The sequence below is a fragment of the Saccharothrix sp. DSM 118769 genome (assembly GCF_052936295.1).
In genome coordinates, this window is sequence record NZ_CP193627.1 from 2,697,717 (window position 1) to 2,713,390 (window position 15,674).

General features: G+C 73.5%; 6 protein-coding genes. All 6 read left to right on the plus strand.

The features are described 5' to 3' along the window. Positions 1-41: 41 nt before the first annotated feature. The 6 genes from ACRAKJ_RS12550 to ACRAKJ_RS12575 are packed head-to-tail and all read left to right on the plus strand — an operon-like array spanning position 42 to position 15,584. The gene (locus ACRAKJ_RS12550; RefSeq protein WP_447008941.1) at positions 42-2,840 is read left to right on the plus strand and encodes a WXG100 family type VII secretion target; all 2,799 of its coding nucleotides are present in this window, start codon (positions 42-44) and stop codon (positions 2,838-2,840) included. Next, positions 2,837-6,826 carry a type VII secretion protein EccCa gene (gene eccCa / locus ACRAKJ_RS12555; RefSeq protein WP_447008942.1) on the plus strand — a complete coding sequence of 1,330 codons (3,990 nt, stop codon included), beginning with the start codon at positions 2,837-2,839 and terminating at the stop codon, positions 6,824-6,826. The genes ACRAKJ_RS12550 and eccCa overlap by 4 nt, the downstream gene beginning before the upstream one ends. Next, positions 6,823-8,205, plus strand: a complete 1,383-nt coding sequence (gene eccD, locus ACRAKJ_RS12560; protein ID WP_438921738.1) for a type VII secretion integral membrane protein EccD — start codon at positions 6,823-6,825, stop codon at positions 8,203-8,205. Before eccCa ends, eccD begins: the two co-directional genes overlap by 4 nt. 3 nt (positions 8,206-8,208) lie before the next feature. After that, complete coding sequence (eccB, locus tag ACRAKJ_RS12565; RefSeq protein WP_438921737.1) at positions 8,209-9,564, plus strand: type VII secretion protein EccB; 1,356 nt, start codon at positions 8,209-8,211, stop codon at positions 9,562-9,564. Position 9,565: 1 nt separating this feature from the next. Continuing rightward, positions 9,566-12,268: a hypothetical protein gene (locus ACRAKJ_RS12570; protein WP_438921736.1), complete on the plus strand. Its 2,703-nt coding sequence runs from the start codon at positions 9,566-9,568 to the stop codon at positions 12,266-12,268. A gap of 7 nt (positions 12,269-12,275) precedes the next feature. Continuing rightward, complete coding sequence (locus ACRAKJ_RS12575) at positions 12,276-15,584, plus strand: right-handed parallel beta-helix repeat-containing protein (RefSeq protein ID WP_438921735.1); 3,309 nt, start codon at positions 12,276-12,278, stop codon at positions 15,582-15,584. The last annotated feature ends 90 nt before the right edge of the window (positions 15,585-15,674 follow it).

Consider the following 15,674-nt stretch of genomic DNA (forward strand, 5'->3'; position numbering starts at 1 on the left):
GGGTTGACCGGTCGGTTCGGGCGAGTTGAGGGCATACGGCGATGGCTGACCAAAAGGGTGTTACCACCGACAGCAAGGGGCAGGTGTTCGCGTCCGGCAACGGCGAGGGCACCAGCAAGGCTGATTACGACACGATGAACTGGAAACAGATCCGTGCCGTGGTCACGGGCAATGCCGCGGTCGGCAAGAACGATCGCGGGAAGCAGGAGGTCGTCGAACGGGCCGCCTCCGTGTCCAGCCCGGAATCGTTGTGGGAGGCCGCCCGGGACCTGCGCTTCGTCCAGGAGGTCGTCACCCTGGTCGGCAACATCATCACCGACCAGGTCAACGACCTCACCAGTGACCTCTCCGGTCAGGAGCCGGCCTGGAAGGGGCCTGCGGCCGACGCCTTCCGCGCCATGATGAAGCCGTTCGTGGAAAGCTTCCACCGCGTCGCCGAGCAGATCGCGGGCGGCCCCACCGGCGCGTTCTCCGCCCCGACCCAGTTGTACAACGCGGGGGAATACCTCAACTGGGCGCGCAGGACCATCTGGCAGATCGACCAGCACTACGCGAGCGAGATCCGCAGGATCGGCAAGGCGTACAACGAGAGCTACGCAACCGGCGACGGCGAAGACAGCTGGTACAAGATCGAGTACCAGATGCCCAACGGCAACACCTGGGTGAACTGGAACAAGCAAGTCGTCGAGATGATGAACAACGACATGCGCCGGGTGCTCAAGACGCTGGCCGGGCACTACGAACAGGTCCAGTACAAGCTCGAGCCGCAGCCGGTCAGGGCTCCGAACAGGCCGCTGGACCTGCCGAAGCCGCAGAACCCGAAACCGGACGATCTCAAGAGGGACGCGCCGGACCTCCCGAAGATCGACGACATCGAAATCAAGATCCCGGACTTCACCCCACCCCCGTTGCCGGACTTCGACCCGCCCGGGAACGTCGACCTGGACGTGCCGGAGCTGTCGAACGTCGACCTGGACGGCCCCGACCAGCTGAACCCGAGCCCGGACGGTTCGAACCCGCCGCCCTTGGACCTGAGCGGCGTGGACCTGCCCGACCCGAACCTGGGTGGTCCCATCCCGTCCGGCCTCGACCTGGGCGGTCCCACCTCGTCCGGCCTCGACCTGGGCGGCCCCGACCTGTCGAACCCGGACCTGGACGAGCTGCGCCCGCAGGGGAGCGGGCTCGACCTCGACGGACCGCAGGGTTTCGGTGATCTGCCCGGCCTGGACACGCCCGGTTCCGGCGACCTCCTCCCCCCGGGGAACCAGACCAACATCCCCCTGCCCCAGTTCACCCCGTTCCCCGGCGGGGGCGGCGTTCCGCAGCCCACGCCGTTCCGGCCCGGTGGCCAGCAGGGAGGCGGCAGCCTCGACGTGCCGCCGCCGTCCGGTGTGGGCGACCTGACCCCGCCGGGCCTGGAGACGCCCGCCCCCGGGACGGTGCAGCCGCCGAACTGGGCCACCGACGGACCGCAGGGCCTGGGGAGTTCGCAGGACGACCGGGGCCTGGGCGGGATGCCGCCGATGATGCCGCCGGGGTCGTCCCCGAACTCGGGTGCCCCGGATCGTTCCGACGCGTCGGGGTTGATCGGCGGCGACGTCGAACCGTGGAAGGGTGCGGACCTGTCCGGGCTCGACGATCCGCAGGGGTCTGCGGACCTCCCCCCGCAGACACCGGAGAACTGGGCCGCCCCGGCGGGCAACGGGCTCACCGGCTCGGGCGGGATGCCGCCGATGATGCCGCCGATGATGCCGCCGGGGTCGTCCCCGAACTCGGGTGCCCCGGATCGTTCCGACGCGTCGGGGTTGATCGGCGGCGACGCCGAACCGTGGCGAGGGGCGGACCTGCCGGACGTGGGCGATCCGCTCGTCGCCGTGGAGGTGCCGAAGGTCGCACCGGAGGACTGGGCCGTGCCCGAGGACCAGCAGCAGGTTCTGCAGGGTGGTGCACCGCCGGTGATGCCGCCGGTGGTGCCGCCGTCGTCGTCCCCGAACTCGGGTGCCCCGGATCGTTCCGACGCGTCGGGACTGATCGGCGAAGACCGGAAGCCGTGGGAAGGCGATGACCTCCCCGGTACGGGGCTACCCGAGAACCCGGCGTTGGCGCGGTCGGCCTCCCCGGAGGAGTGGGCGGCTCCGGAGGCGCCCGCTGTCGTTCCGCCCGCTGTCGTTGCGCCCGCTGTCGTTGCGCCTGTCCTCCCGCCCGCCGCTCCTCAGGCCGGTGCGGTCCCGCCGACCTCGTCCGGCCGGACCGGTCCCGAGGGACGCCCCGCCGCGTCCGGGACCGGACCTGGCGCCGCCCCGCTGCCCGGTGCCACGGGCAGCGGGGCCGGGCCCGGCGAACGCCGCGAGGACCGTTCCGCGACCACGGCCGGTGCGCCGGTCCTCCCCCCCGAGGACGACGTCGTGCCCGTGGTCACGGTGGACGACGACGAGGACACCAGCGCCTGGAACACCAGCGCCTGGAACACCGGCGCCTGGAGTGGTGGCGGTGTCGGCCTGTCGTGGGCCGGCGCGAACCGGCGTGGAACCGACGGGGACGACGAGGGGTTCACGCCCGACTACGCGTTGCGCGACAGCGCGCCCTGGCGGCACACCTCCAGCACCACCGTCCACACCACTCCCCAGCCGACCCGCGTCAGCGCCGCCGACCACCTGCCGCGCGCCTACGAGCCCCCGGACGACATGCCGTTCTCCGGTGAAGAGGACGACGTGCCCGAGGACGACGACGCCGAGTCGCAGGAGGACGGGGAGCAGGAGCGCACCGTCGCCGACCTGCTCAAGCAGGACGGGCTGGCCTGGGGCGCCCCCGCGCCCCGCACCACCGGGGTCATCGAATGAGCACCACCACCGTCAAGCGCCGCTCCCGCACCGCGGCTCCCGCCCTGCCCGAGGGCGAGGAGGAGCTCCAGGAGCCACCGGTCATGCCGGAGCCCGCCGCGCGGGACTTCAGCTCGGTGTTGATGTTCATCCCGATGGCCATCGGTCCCATCGCCATGGTCCTGGTGTTCTCCTCCGGCGGCACCGGTGCGGGTGCGTCGCCGCTCATCTACATCATGGGCGGCGCGATGGGCATCGCGATGGTCACCATGGGCCTGAGCCAACTGGGCCGCGCCGGGGCCGAGCGCAAGCGCAAGCTCAACTCCGAGCGCCGCGACTACCTGCGGTACATCGGCCAGCTCCGCGTCCGGGCGCGCAAGACCGCCGATGAGCAGCGCGCCGCCATCGCCTGGAACAACCCCGACCCGTCGTGGCTGTGGGCCATCGCCCGAGGGCCGCGCCTGTGGGAACGGCGGGGCAGCCACGACGACTTCGCCCGCGTGCGCATCGGTTTGGGCACGCAGCACGCGGCGATGGAGTTCACCCCGCCGTCGACCAAGCCGATCGAGGACCTGGAACCGCTGTCGGCGATCTCGCTGCGCCGGTTCAGCGAGACCTACCGCACGGTGGGCGGCATCCCGATCTCGGTGGGGCTGCGCAGCTTCACCAGCGTCGAGTTCGCGGGCGACCCGGAGCCGGCGGTCGACCTCGTCCGGGCGGTCATCGGTCAGCTCGCCACCTTCCACGCACCCGACGAGCTGAGGGTCGCGGTGCTCACCGGCGAGGCCACCCGACCGAGCTGGGACTGGGTGAAGTGGTTGCCGCACAACAACCACCCCACCGCGCACGACGCCACCGGCCCGTTGCCCGTGCTGGCCTGCGACCACGACGAGCTGATGGCCGTGCTCGGCCCGGAGGTCACCGGGCGTGGCGAGCACGACAGGTCGGCCTTCCCCAGCGTCACCGAGCCGTTCGTCGTGGTCGTCGCGCACCTGGCGCACCTCCCGCCGTCCTCGCCGCTGTTCGGCGGCGGCCTGCGCAACACCGTTCTGCTCGACGTCACCGGCACCCTGCCCGGTGGCGCCAAGGTGTTGCGGTTGACCTGCAAGGACGACAAGGTCGAGTACCCCGCCGGCGACGCCACCGGCTCGGCCGTGCCCGACCGGTTGAGCCTGCCGCGTGCCGAGGCGCTGGCCAGGCTGCTCGCGCCCAAGCGCACCAGCGGCACCGTGGACGTGGTCGAGCGTCCGTTCGAGGAGGACTTCGAGCTCACCACCCTGCTCGGCATCCGCGACCCCCACACCTACGAGGTGGCGGCGCAGTGGCGGTTCAAGACGCCGCAGCGCGCCCGCTTGCAGGTGCCCATCGGCGTCACCGAGGACGGCGAGGTCGTCGAGCTGGACCTCAAGGAGTCCGCGCAGGGCGGCATGGGGCCGCACGGCATGCTGATCGGCGCGACCGGCTCGGGGAAGTCCGAGCTGCTGCGGACCCTGGTCTGCGGCCTGGTGGCCACGCACTCCTCCGAGGTGCTCAACCTCGTGCTGGTCGACTTCAAGGGCGGTGCGACGTTCCTGGGCATGGACCGCCTGCCGCACACCTCGGCCATGATCACCAACCTGGCCGACGAACTGCCGCTGGTCGACCGCATGCAGGACTCGCTCAACGGCGAGATGATCCGCCGCCAGGAGCTGCTGCGCGAGAGCGGCCACGCCTCGCTGTTCGAGTACGAGAAGGCCCGCCTCGCGGGCAGCCCGCTCGCGCCGCTGCCCACGCTGGTTGTCGTGGTGGACGAGTTCAGCGAACTGCTGGGCAGCAAACCGGAGTTCATGGAGCTGTTCGTCTCCATCGGACGACTCGGGCGAAGCCTCGGCGTGCACCTGCTGCTGGCCTCGCAGCGCCTGGACGAGGGACGCATCCACCGGGTCGAGGGCCACCTGTCCTACCGCATCGCGCTGCGCACGTTCTCCTCCATGGAGTCGCGCAGCGTCATCGGCGTGGGCGACGCCTACGAACTGCCCTCCGCGCCCGGCAACGGCTACCTCAAGATCGACACGACCACGCTGGTCCGCTTCAAGGGCGCCTACGTCTCCGGGCCCACCGCCGTCGCCGCGCCCGCGGGCGCGGGGGCCGACGCCCAGGTGGTCGCGCTCGACCAGGTCGTCCCGTTCCACACCCACGCCCACCCCGAACCGCACCTGCCCGTCGCCCCGGACCCCGCCGAGGTGGAGGCGGAGAAGAAGAAGGCAGCCCCCGCCGAGGACGCGCCGAGCCTGGCCGAGGTGCTCATCGACCGACTGGCGGGCGCCGGCCCGGCCGCCCGCCAGGTGTGGCTGCCGCCGCTGGCCCAGTCGCCCAGCCTGGACACCCTGCTGCCCAGCGTGCTGCCGGACCCCGACCTGGGCATGAGCGTGCTCGACCACGCCGTGCGCGGGCACCTGCGCATCCCGGTCGGCGTGGTCGACCGGCCCTACGAGCAGGTCCGGGAGCTGCTCGGCGCGGACCTGTCCGGCTCGGACGGGCACGTGGGGGTGGTCGGCGCGCCGCAGACCGGCAAGTCGACGCTGCTGCGCACGCTGGTGCTGGCGCTCTCGGTCACCCACACGCCGGAGGAGATCCAGTTCTACGGCCTGGACTTCGGCGGCGGCGGTCTGATGTCCATCAGCGGTCTGCCGCACGTCGGCTCGATCGCCACCCGCATGGAGCGGGACCGGGTCAACCGCACCGTGCAGGAGATCATCCAGGTGATGGAGCGCCGCGAGGCGGTGTTCGCCGAACGCGGCTACGAGTCCATGAACGCCTACCGCAAGGCCCGCCGCGCCGGCGAGGTCGACGACCCGTACGGCGACGTGTTCCTCATCGTCGACGGCTGGTTCACGCTGCGTCAGGACTACGGCGACCTGGAGGGCAGCCTCACCGAGATCGCCGCGCGCGGCCTGTCGTTCGGCATTCACCTGGTGGTGTCCTCCAGCCGCTGGTCGGAGATCCGCCCGTGGCTGCGCGACGTGCTGGGCACCCGTTTCGAGCTGCGCCTGGGCGACGCGATGGAATCCGAGGTGCAGGGCCGCAAGGCCGCCACCGTGCCCAACCAGCCCGGTCGCGGCCTCACCAGCTCCGGCTACCACTTCCTGGCCGCCCTTCCCCGGCTGGACGGCAGCTCCGCCACCGAGGACCTGGCCGACGTCACCAAGGCGATCACCGAAGAGGTCCGGACCTTCTGGCCCGGCCGCAGCGCGCCCGGTGTGCGGCTGCTGCCCACCAAACTGCCCGCGGCCGACCTGCCCCGCCCCGAAGGCGACCTGCGGATCTGCCTGGGCCAGGACGAGCAGCGCCTGGCCCCGGTGTGGCACGACTTCTCCACCGTGCCGCACCTGATCGCCCTGGGTGACGCGGAAACGGGCAAGACCAACGCCCTGCGGCTGGTGCTGCACTCGGTCGTGCGGGGCTACGGCCCCGAGCAGGCCAAGATCGTGCTCGGCGACTCCCGGCGGGACCTGGACGGCGTGGTGCCCGACGACTACCTCATCGGGCACGCGGTCGGCACCGAGGCGCTGGCCGACCTGTCGAACAAGGCCGCCGTGTCGCTGCACAAGCGCATCCCGGGCGCGGACATCTCCTCCGAGCGGCTGCGCCGCCGCGACTGGTGGGACGGTCCCCAGCTGTTCGTCGTCATCGACGACTACGAGCTGATGAGCTCCGGCATCGGCACGCCGCTGGACGCCCTGCTGCCGATGCTCGCCCAAGGCGTGCACATCGGCTTCCACCTGATCGTCGCGCGAAGCAGCGCCAACGCCATGAGAGGGATGATGGACCCCGTCCTGCGCCGGCTCTGGGAGCTGGGCACCCCAGCGCTGTTGTTCTCCTACCCCAAGGAAGAGGGCAAGTTCCTCGGCGAGGCCGCCCCGCGCACCCTGCCGCCGGGTCGCGCCCAGCTCGTCACCCGACGCGGCGTGAAGCTCGTGCAGACCGCCTTCGCGCCCGTGCCGCAGCTCGCCGGTGACCGGCCGTGACCGCCGCCGGCCTGTGCCGCGTCACCGTCGTGGGTCCCGGCGGCAAGGCCGATCTGGCCGTGCCGGTGGCGACCACCCTCACCGACCTGATCCCCATGCTCGTGGACCACGTCGTGCCCGAGGAGGAGCGCGCCGTCGACTACGGCTCGTGGGTGCTCCAGCGGCTGGGGGAGGGCCCGCTCGACCCGGACGGCACCCCCGAGACCCTGGACTGGCTCGACGGCGACCGGTTCCACCTCGTGCCCGCGCAGGACCCGCTGCCGGAACTGGACTTCGACGACGTGGCCGAGGGCATGGCCACGGCGATCAGCCGCCAAGGCGACAGGTGGAGCGACGCGGCCAACCGGCGGCTGTTCCTCGGCTTGACCGCGGGTGTGCTGGCCACCGCGGGTGGCGTCCTGGTCACCGCGTCGGACACGACGGCGCTCGCCGCCACCGCCGCGGTGCTGGCCCTGGTCCTGATCACCGCGGCGCTCGTGGTGGCGCGCACCAGCGGCGACCGGGCGCTCGCCGGCATCACCGGGCTCGCGGGGTGCGGCTCCGCGTGGTTGAGCGGCCTCGTCGGGCTGCAGGTCGACGGCGCGTTCACGCCGGTCGGCGTGCTCGTCGGCGCGGTCGCGGCGGTGGCGGGCGCGGTGCTGCCACTGGTGCTGCAACGGCTCGTCGTGCGCGACCTGCCCGTGGTCCCGTTCGGGATCGTCGTCGCCGCCGGACTGGGCGCCGTGCTGGCCGGGTGGCTGCACCTGGGGCTGGGCCTGACCGGCACGCAGACCGCCGCCGTGGTCGGCTCCGCGTTCTTCCTGCTCACCCTGTTCGCGCCCAAGCTCGCGACCCGCACCGCCCGGCTGCGCGGACCCCAGCTCCCGCGCACCGCGGAGGAGCTCCAGATCGACGTCGAACCCGAGCCCGCCGCCGACCTCGTGGCCCGCACCCGGCAGGCCGACCAGTACCTGACCATGCTGGCGGTGGGCGCGGCACTGGTGTTCGCGCTCGTCGTGCCCGGTCTGCTGGCCGGTGCCGGTTGGGTCGAGCACGTCACGCTCGGTCTGCTGACCACGCTGGTGCTGCTGCGCGCCCGCGAGTTCCGCAACGTCGTGCAGCGGACCGCACTGTCCTTGGCGGGCGCGGCGGGGGTCGTGGCGCAACTGCTCGTGCTGGGCGTGCTCCTCGACCCGGTGTGGCGGACCGTCGGCCTGGTCGGACTGCTCGGCGTGGCGGTGCTGCTCGTGACCGCCGCCCTGCGCCCGCTCCAGCGCCGGGCGCTGCCCGTGTGGGGGCACCTCGCCAACGTGCTGGAACTCTGCGCGGCCATCGCGATGCTGCCGATGCTGCTCCAGGTCCTGGCCGTGTACGCCTGGGCCCGCGGATTGGCCGGGTGACCCGTGCAGACCCAACGCGACCACCTGCACGCCTACCAGACCATGGTCGGCCGGATGAGTTCGGCACTGCTGCTCGGGGACACCAGCCAGGGCGAGCCTCCCGCGCAGCGGGCGCTGTTCGGCCTCGTGATGGGTACCGTGCTGGCGCTGTTGATCGCCGTCGGCTTCGGCGTCTACGGGCTGATCAAGCCAGGCGGGTCACAGGCGTGGAAGCAGCCCGACGCGATCCTGGTGGAGGAGGAGACCGGCGCCACCTACGTCCACCGCAACGGCCTGCTCGTGCCCGTGCTCAACCAGGCCTCGGCGTTGCTGATGACCGGTGCCGGCGCGCACGTCGAGACCATCAAGCGCGCCTCCCTGGCGGACTTGGACCGCGGGCCCGAGGTCGGCATCGTCGGCGCACCCGAGGCGGTTCCCGACAAGGGCGCGCTCGTCACCGGTCCGTGGCTGCTGTGCCTGGCCGCGCAAGGGGGCGGCATGGGCCTGGACCTCGTGCCCGGCGCGCAGACGGCGACCGTCGGCGACGACCGCCACCTGTGGGTCGCCGCCCCGGACGGCCGCCAGTACGCGGTGTGGGCCGGTCGCAAGCACGGGTTGGCGGACGACACCGCGCCGGTCGCCCTCGGTCTGGGCGCCGGGCCGCCGGTCACCGCACCCGAGGCGTGGCTCGACGCGCTGCCCGACGGGCCGGAGCTCGGTGCCGCGGTGATCCCCGACGACGGCGAGGTCGGACCGCGCGTCGGAGCCGCACCGCGCCGCGTCGGGGACCTGTTCGAACAGGACACGGCCGCGGGCGTCCAGCCCTTCGTGCTGCGCGTCGACGGGCTCGCTCCGCTGTCGCGCACGGAATACGCCCTGCTCCAGGCCAAGCACGGGCGCAACGCCACCCGCCTCGACACCGCGGCGCTCGCCGGTGCACCGCGTTCGGCGGACACCTCGCTCACCTCGCGGCTGCCCGACCTGGTGACCACCAAGCCGCTCGTCGACCGCGACGGTCCCGAGCGCGCCGTGTGCCTGCGGCAGCAGCCCGTCGGCACGGGGGTGTCCAGTTCGCTGGTGACCGCGGACCCGGAGCACCGCCCCGACCACGCCACCGGCTCCACCGCCGCGACGAGGCTCAAGCCGGCGTCGGGTGTCCTCGCCGCGGCCGTGCCGGTGGCCGAGGGGCGCAAGCCGGACCGCTTCCTGATCACCGATCAGGGGGTGAAGTACCCGGTGCCGGACGACGACTCGGTGACCGCACTGGGTTTCGGCGGCGTGACACCGGTACCGGTCGACGCCGCGGTGCTCGACGCGGTGCCCGAAGGGCCAGTGCTCGCGCGCAACGCCGTGGGCGTGGTGGAGAAGGGAGGCAGTTGACATGAGCCAGGTGACCGAACGCCGCGGCGGCGTGGAGATGACCAGCCGCGTGATCGGCAACGCGCTGGTGGTCCACCCGCGCGACCAGTTGACCGCCGAAGCGCGCAACCTCGCCCTCGTGGTGGCGGTCGACCCGCACCACGACCTCGTCGTGGTCGACCTGCCCACCGGCAGTCCGTTCTCGGCCTGGGAGTCGGTCGCCGACCTGATGCCCCGGCCGCGTCGCGGGGTGCGCATCGTCATCGGCGGCCGGTCCCGGGAGACCACCGCGCTGGCCGGGCAGTGGCTGGCCGAACGCCTCAACCGACCGATCATCGCGCCCGACGGAGCGGTGCTGCCCGGTGTCGCCGGCGCGCTGTTCGTCGACGCCGGCCAGCGCAGCGGTTGGATCAGGTTCCAACCGGGCAAGCCGCCGCGCTGGGAGTCCAAGCGGTTCCCCAAGCCGACGTGGGAGCCGGAGGTACCGGCCGAGGCCGTGGCGACGAGCGCGACCGGTATCGCCGAGCCCTTCAGCGGCGGGATCTGGATCAGGCCGGCGACCGACGACGGCCGGTTGCGCGTGCACCGGTCGCGGTTGCAGGAAACCCTGCCGTGCCAGCCGGACGTGATGACGCTCGTCCTCGGCTGCCCCGACGCGCCTCCCATCTCGTTCGACGACGTGGCCAGGTTCTGGAAGGGCCTGCCGGAATCGCTGCGGCGCAACACCCGCCTGCTGCGCTACGGCCAGTTGTCCGACGCCGACGGTGGCGATCCCGCGCAGGCGCTGACGAACTTCGTCGGCGAGCGTTTGGTCTGGTACACCGGGCAACCGGTCGACTCGGTGGCCGACCCGGACATCTACACCATCCGCGCCGGTGGCGCGCCGGGGTGGCGCAGCACCGCGCGCGAACTGGTCTACACCCCGCGGTCCGACGGCGCCACGCCGGCTCCTCGGCTGCTCAGCCACCGACCGCCGGTCGCGGGGGTGACCGAGGTGGGCCCGGCGACCTACTGGTACGCGCCGGACGCGGTCGTCGAGGTCGTGCAGGCCGGGCTGTGGGTCCGCCCGCCGGTCGAGCCGCCGCACGCCGAGTCGGTGCGCACGACCCCGTTGAACCCGGAACGGCACCTGATGCTCTTCGAGGCGACGGACGCGGCCGTGGCGGCCCGGATGAGGTCCCTCGCGGAGGACCTGGTCGCCCGGCTCGACCCGAGCACCCGGTGGATGAGCGACCTGGTGCCCGCGACGGCGCAGACCACCGCTCCCGTCGTCGGGCGTGCGATGGCCGGACTGGAGGCGGAGCCCGCACGCCCGGCCGCCGTCACCGCGGCCGCGCCCGCCGAGGCCGCCACCGGGTTCGTGGCGCGACCGGTGGAGGCGGCGGTCGTGGACGTCGCGGAAGCGGTCGGCGTGGTCGACCCGGTGAGCGACCCCGACCCGGAGGCGCGACAGCAGTCGAGCATCCGCCGGCGCCTGACCGCCGGGGCACCCCCGGCGCCGATCGGGTCCGTCGTCCCGATCACCCCGCCGGTGCCGGCGGGAGGACCGGTCACGGCCACCCCGGCACCCCTCCCGACCGGTGTTGCCCGGCCGACCGCACCGCCGGCCGGACCGGTCCTCCCCCCGGCGGGACCCGCTCTCCCGGGTGGCCCGGTGCTCGCCGCCGCGCCCCCGGTCGGCGCGCCCCCGGTGGACGAGCCCTCCGTCGTGCCGCCGGTCACGGTCCCCGTCGACGGACCCGTCCCACCCCCGGACGTCCCCGTGGCCGGACGCGTTCCCGTTCCGCCTGCCGACGCCCCACCGGGCAGCGCCCCCGAACCCGGGCCTCCGGGCGGGCAGCGGACCCCCACGCCGCCCGCCACCCCGGACGACGCGGCACCCGGCCCGCGGCCCGCCGACCCGGTCACGCGCCCGCAGTCCGTGCCCGCGGCCGCGGCGGCGGCCGTGGTGCCCAGGCGCGGTCTCGAGGAGGAGCGGACCTGGTTGCGCAAGACGCTCAACCAGCAGTTCGCCTCGGTGGCGAACTCGGTGGCGCGCGTCCTGTCCGAGCACCCCAGCTTCCAGGGGGCCGGCGGGCGCTCCGCCGACCTGCTCACCGACGCGGTCGCGGTCCGCCTCTACCTGTCGGCGGACGGCGACGGCCTCGACGCCGCCCTGCGCGGCACCGCCGTCGGCCCGCACGTCCCGTTCGCGCGCTGCGCGGTCTCCGGGTTGAGCCGACTGCCCTCGCACCGGGGCATCGCCGTCTACAGCACCTCCCTCACCGGGCAGGAGTGGGAGCTGTACCGGGGGCGCAAGTTGGTCACGGAGTGGGGCTTCCTCAACGCGCTGACCGCGCCGTGCGCCCGGCAGGAGGGCGACGTGGACGTCCTGCTCTGGTCCATGACCGGTCGTCGCACCAAGCTGCTGGAGCCCGAGGTGGGCGGAGTGGGCGACCGGGTGCTGTTCGTGCCCGGCACCAGCTTCAAGGTGCTCGGCCTGAGCGAACCGACCGCCGACACCCGGGGACGGGTGCTCCTGCGCGAACTCGCGGCGGGGGAGATCGACGCCGAAGGTCGGGTGGACCGCAACCGCGTGTCCCTCGACGAGCTGGCCACGACCGCGTTGCGCACCAGCGCGGACAAGTGGGCGACGGCCAAGCGGGACGCGCGCACCCCCGAGGGCGCGATCCCCCGGTTCCGGACGTTGCCGGGCCTGGTCCGCCTCGCCCGAGCGGAGAGGTGACAGGCGAATGAACCGACAGTTGCTCGTGGTGGACCGCAACCGCCCCGACGCCTACCCCACGATCGGCGCGGCGCTGACCCACGCCCGGGACGGCGCGATGATCAGCGTGCTGCCCGGCCGGTACGACGAGAACCTGGTGCTCACCCGCGTGGTGACCCTCACCGCGGAGGAAGGGCCCGGCACGGTCGAGGTGCGCGCGACCACGGGCAGCACCGTGGTCGTCGACGCGGAGGCCGTGCGGCTGACCGGTCTGGTCATCACCGGGGAAGCCACTGACGTGGCCACGTTGGACGCCCGGCGCGGTGAAGTCGCCCTGGACGGCTGCCGCGTGTCCAGCGCGTCGTGGGCGGCGGTGCTGGCCCGGGCGCGGGGCAGGGTCTCGCTGCGCGGCTGCGCGCTCACCGCGACCGGGGGCGCGGGGCTGGTGGTCACCTCACCGGACCAGAGCAGCGCCGAGGACGTCGAGATCGCCGATGCCGCCTCCTCCGGCGTCGTCGTGACGGAACAGGGCGCGTTGGTGCTGCGCCGCGTCCAGGTCCTGCGCGCGGGCGGCAACGGCATCTGCGTCAACGGCAACGCCCGGGTGACCGTCGAGGACTGCGAGGTCACCGGTACGAGCAAGCCCGCGGTGGTCGTCGAGGGGGACGCCGACGCCGAGATCCGCAACCTGGTCGTCACCGGCAGCGGCAGCCTCGACCTCTACCTGACCAGTCGCGGCAGGGTGAGCGTGGTCGACTCCGGGTTCAGCGGCGCGGGAGCGCAGGCCGTCCACCTCGCGGGCGACACCAAGCCCGTGCTGCGCGGCTGCGGGTTCACCGGGGCCGGTCGCAACGCCGTCCAGGTCACCGGCTCCGCGGCACCGCACTTCGAGGACTGCCGCGTCGACGACAGCCCGATGGGCGTCGTCGTGGACGGCGAGGCCCGTCCCAGGTTCACCAAGCTGTGGGTCGGGGGGTCGACGCACGGCGCGGTGCTGCTGCGCGCCGACGCCCGCGCCGAGGTGCGGGGCCTGCGGGTCGAACCGGCGACCGGCCCCGTGGTCGTCCTCAAGGGGCGGTCCACGCTCGTGCTCGCCGACGCCGAGATCACCGCGGGCGACGGTGTCGGGCTCGACCTCGCCGAAGCGGTCAGCGCGGAGGTCACCGACCTGAGGCTCGCGGGCCGCGCCGAACACCTCGTCACGCTCTCCGGCGGTGCCCGCGGCACCTTCGCGTCCACGCTGCTGCGCGGCGGGGGCCTGTGCGTCGCCGCCGGCGGCGAGGCGGTCGTCCAGGACAGCGAGGTCGTCGCCGCGGCCGGCGACGGCCTGGAGGTCGCGGGCGGCGCGCTGCGCGCCACCCGGTGCAGGGTCCGCGACGCCCGTCGCCACGGCGTCCACGTGCACAGCGGCGGACGCGTCGAACTCCGGGAGAGCGAGGTGACGGGCAGTGCCGGCGACGGCGTCCTGCTGGACACCCACGAGGAAGCCGCCGTCGTCGGCTGCACGGTCACCGGGGCCGGCGGCGCGCCCGTGCACAAGCGCGTCGACCACGACCGGCTCACCGTCACCGACCTGGTCACCGACGAGCGCCGGCTCGCGGCCGGGGTCGGCGCCGCGCCCACGCGGTCCGGGTCGACGGGGCTGCCCGGCCTCCCGTCCCCGGGCGCCGAGGGCGGTGGGACCGGCGCGGTCGCGCTGGACGGCCCGTTGGCCGACCTCGACGGCCTGATCGGCCTGCACGGCGTCAAGCAGGAGGTCATCGGCCTGATCAACCTCATCAAGATGAGCCAGCGCCGCCAGAAACTCGGTCTGCCGATGCCGCCGATGAGCAGGCACCTCGTCTTCGCCGGACCGCCCGGGACCGGCAAGACGACCGTGGCGCGGCTGTACGGCTCGGTGCTCGCCGAACTGGGCATCCTCGCCAAGGGCCACATGGTCGAGGTCGCGCGGGCGGACCTGGTCGCCCAGTACATCGGCGCCACCGCCATCAAGACCGCCGAGGTGGTGAACAAGGCGATGGGGGGCGTGCTGTTCATCGACGAGGCGTACACGCTGAGCAGCCAGTCCGGCGGGAACGGGCCGGACTTCGGTCAGGAGGCCATCGACACGCTGATGAAGATGATGGAGGACCACCGCGACGAGATCGTGGTCATCGTCGCGGGCTACTCCGAGCTGATGGAGAAGTTCCTCGCGTCCAACCCCGGTCTGGCTTCCCGCTTCACCCGGACCATCGAGTTCCCCAACTACAGCGTCGAGGAACTCGTCACCATCACGGTCAACCTGTGCCGCAAGCACTACTACGAGCTGTCCGACGACGCCGTGGGAGCGCTGCACGACTACTTCGACCGCGTCCCGAAGAACGACACGTTCGGCAACGGGCGCGTGGCCCGCAAGCTGTTCGAGGCGATGGTCAACAACCAGGCGTCGCGCCTGGCGAACGAGCCGCCCGCCAAGGACTCCGACTTCAACCGCCTCACCGCCGCCGACCTGGCACCCGAGCTCGGCGCGCTGGGCCAGGCCGTGCCGTCCTCGGACGCCCCCGACGTGAACACCGACCCCGTCGCCGCCCTCGCCGCGAGCCGGGCGTGGGGGAGGCTGTCCGAGCTGTACGGCCTGGACGACGTGCGCGAGAGCCTGGGCCGCACAGCTCTGCGGCTGTGCGGCCTCAAGCAGCGGCGCAGGCCCGTCGCGCGCCAGGGCAGCGCGGTGCTGACCGGCCCGCGCGGCACGGGCCGCAGCGAAGTCGCCCGCCTCTACGCGCAGGCGCTGGCCGAGCTGGACCTCGTCGGCGCCGGGCACGTCGTCCGCGTGCGCGTCGGCACCGATCTGTGCCCGCGCTGGCCGGGGCAGGCGGCCAGCCTGGTCGGGCGGGCGTTCGAGGACGCGGCGGGCGGCGTCCTCGTGCTCGACGCGGACGCGGGGTGGCCGACCGACTCGGCCGAGCGCCGCGCGGAGACCGCGGAGGCACTGGTGCACGCCGTCCGCCGCGACGCGGACACCGTCGTCGTGCTGCTCGTGGGGGAGCGGCACGCCGTACGCGAGCTGATCGGCCTGGACCAGTCCCTGGCCGGCTGCTTCGCCGAGGCGTGGGAGTTCGCCGAGCCCTCGGTGGACGACCTGCTGCGGATGACCGTCCGCCACCTGTCGCGTCGCGGTCACGAGGTGCCCGACGACGCCGTGGTCGCACTTCGCGCCCGCATCGAGGGATCGGCGGACCGCACCGCGCACGGCGCGCACCGACTCGCCGAGCACCTCGCCGCCACCGCCGCCTCCCGCACCCTCACCGCGGCGGACCTGCGTTCCCCCGTGTCCGGCGGTCTCGCCGCGGTGGGCTGATCGTGCACGAGGCCGTGCGCCAACGGGTCTTCCGGACCGGTTGGCGTTGTCGGGGTGCCGTGCGCCGCTGCACATTCGGATCAAGGAGGT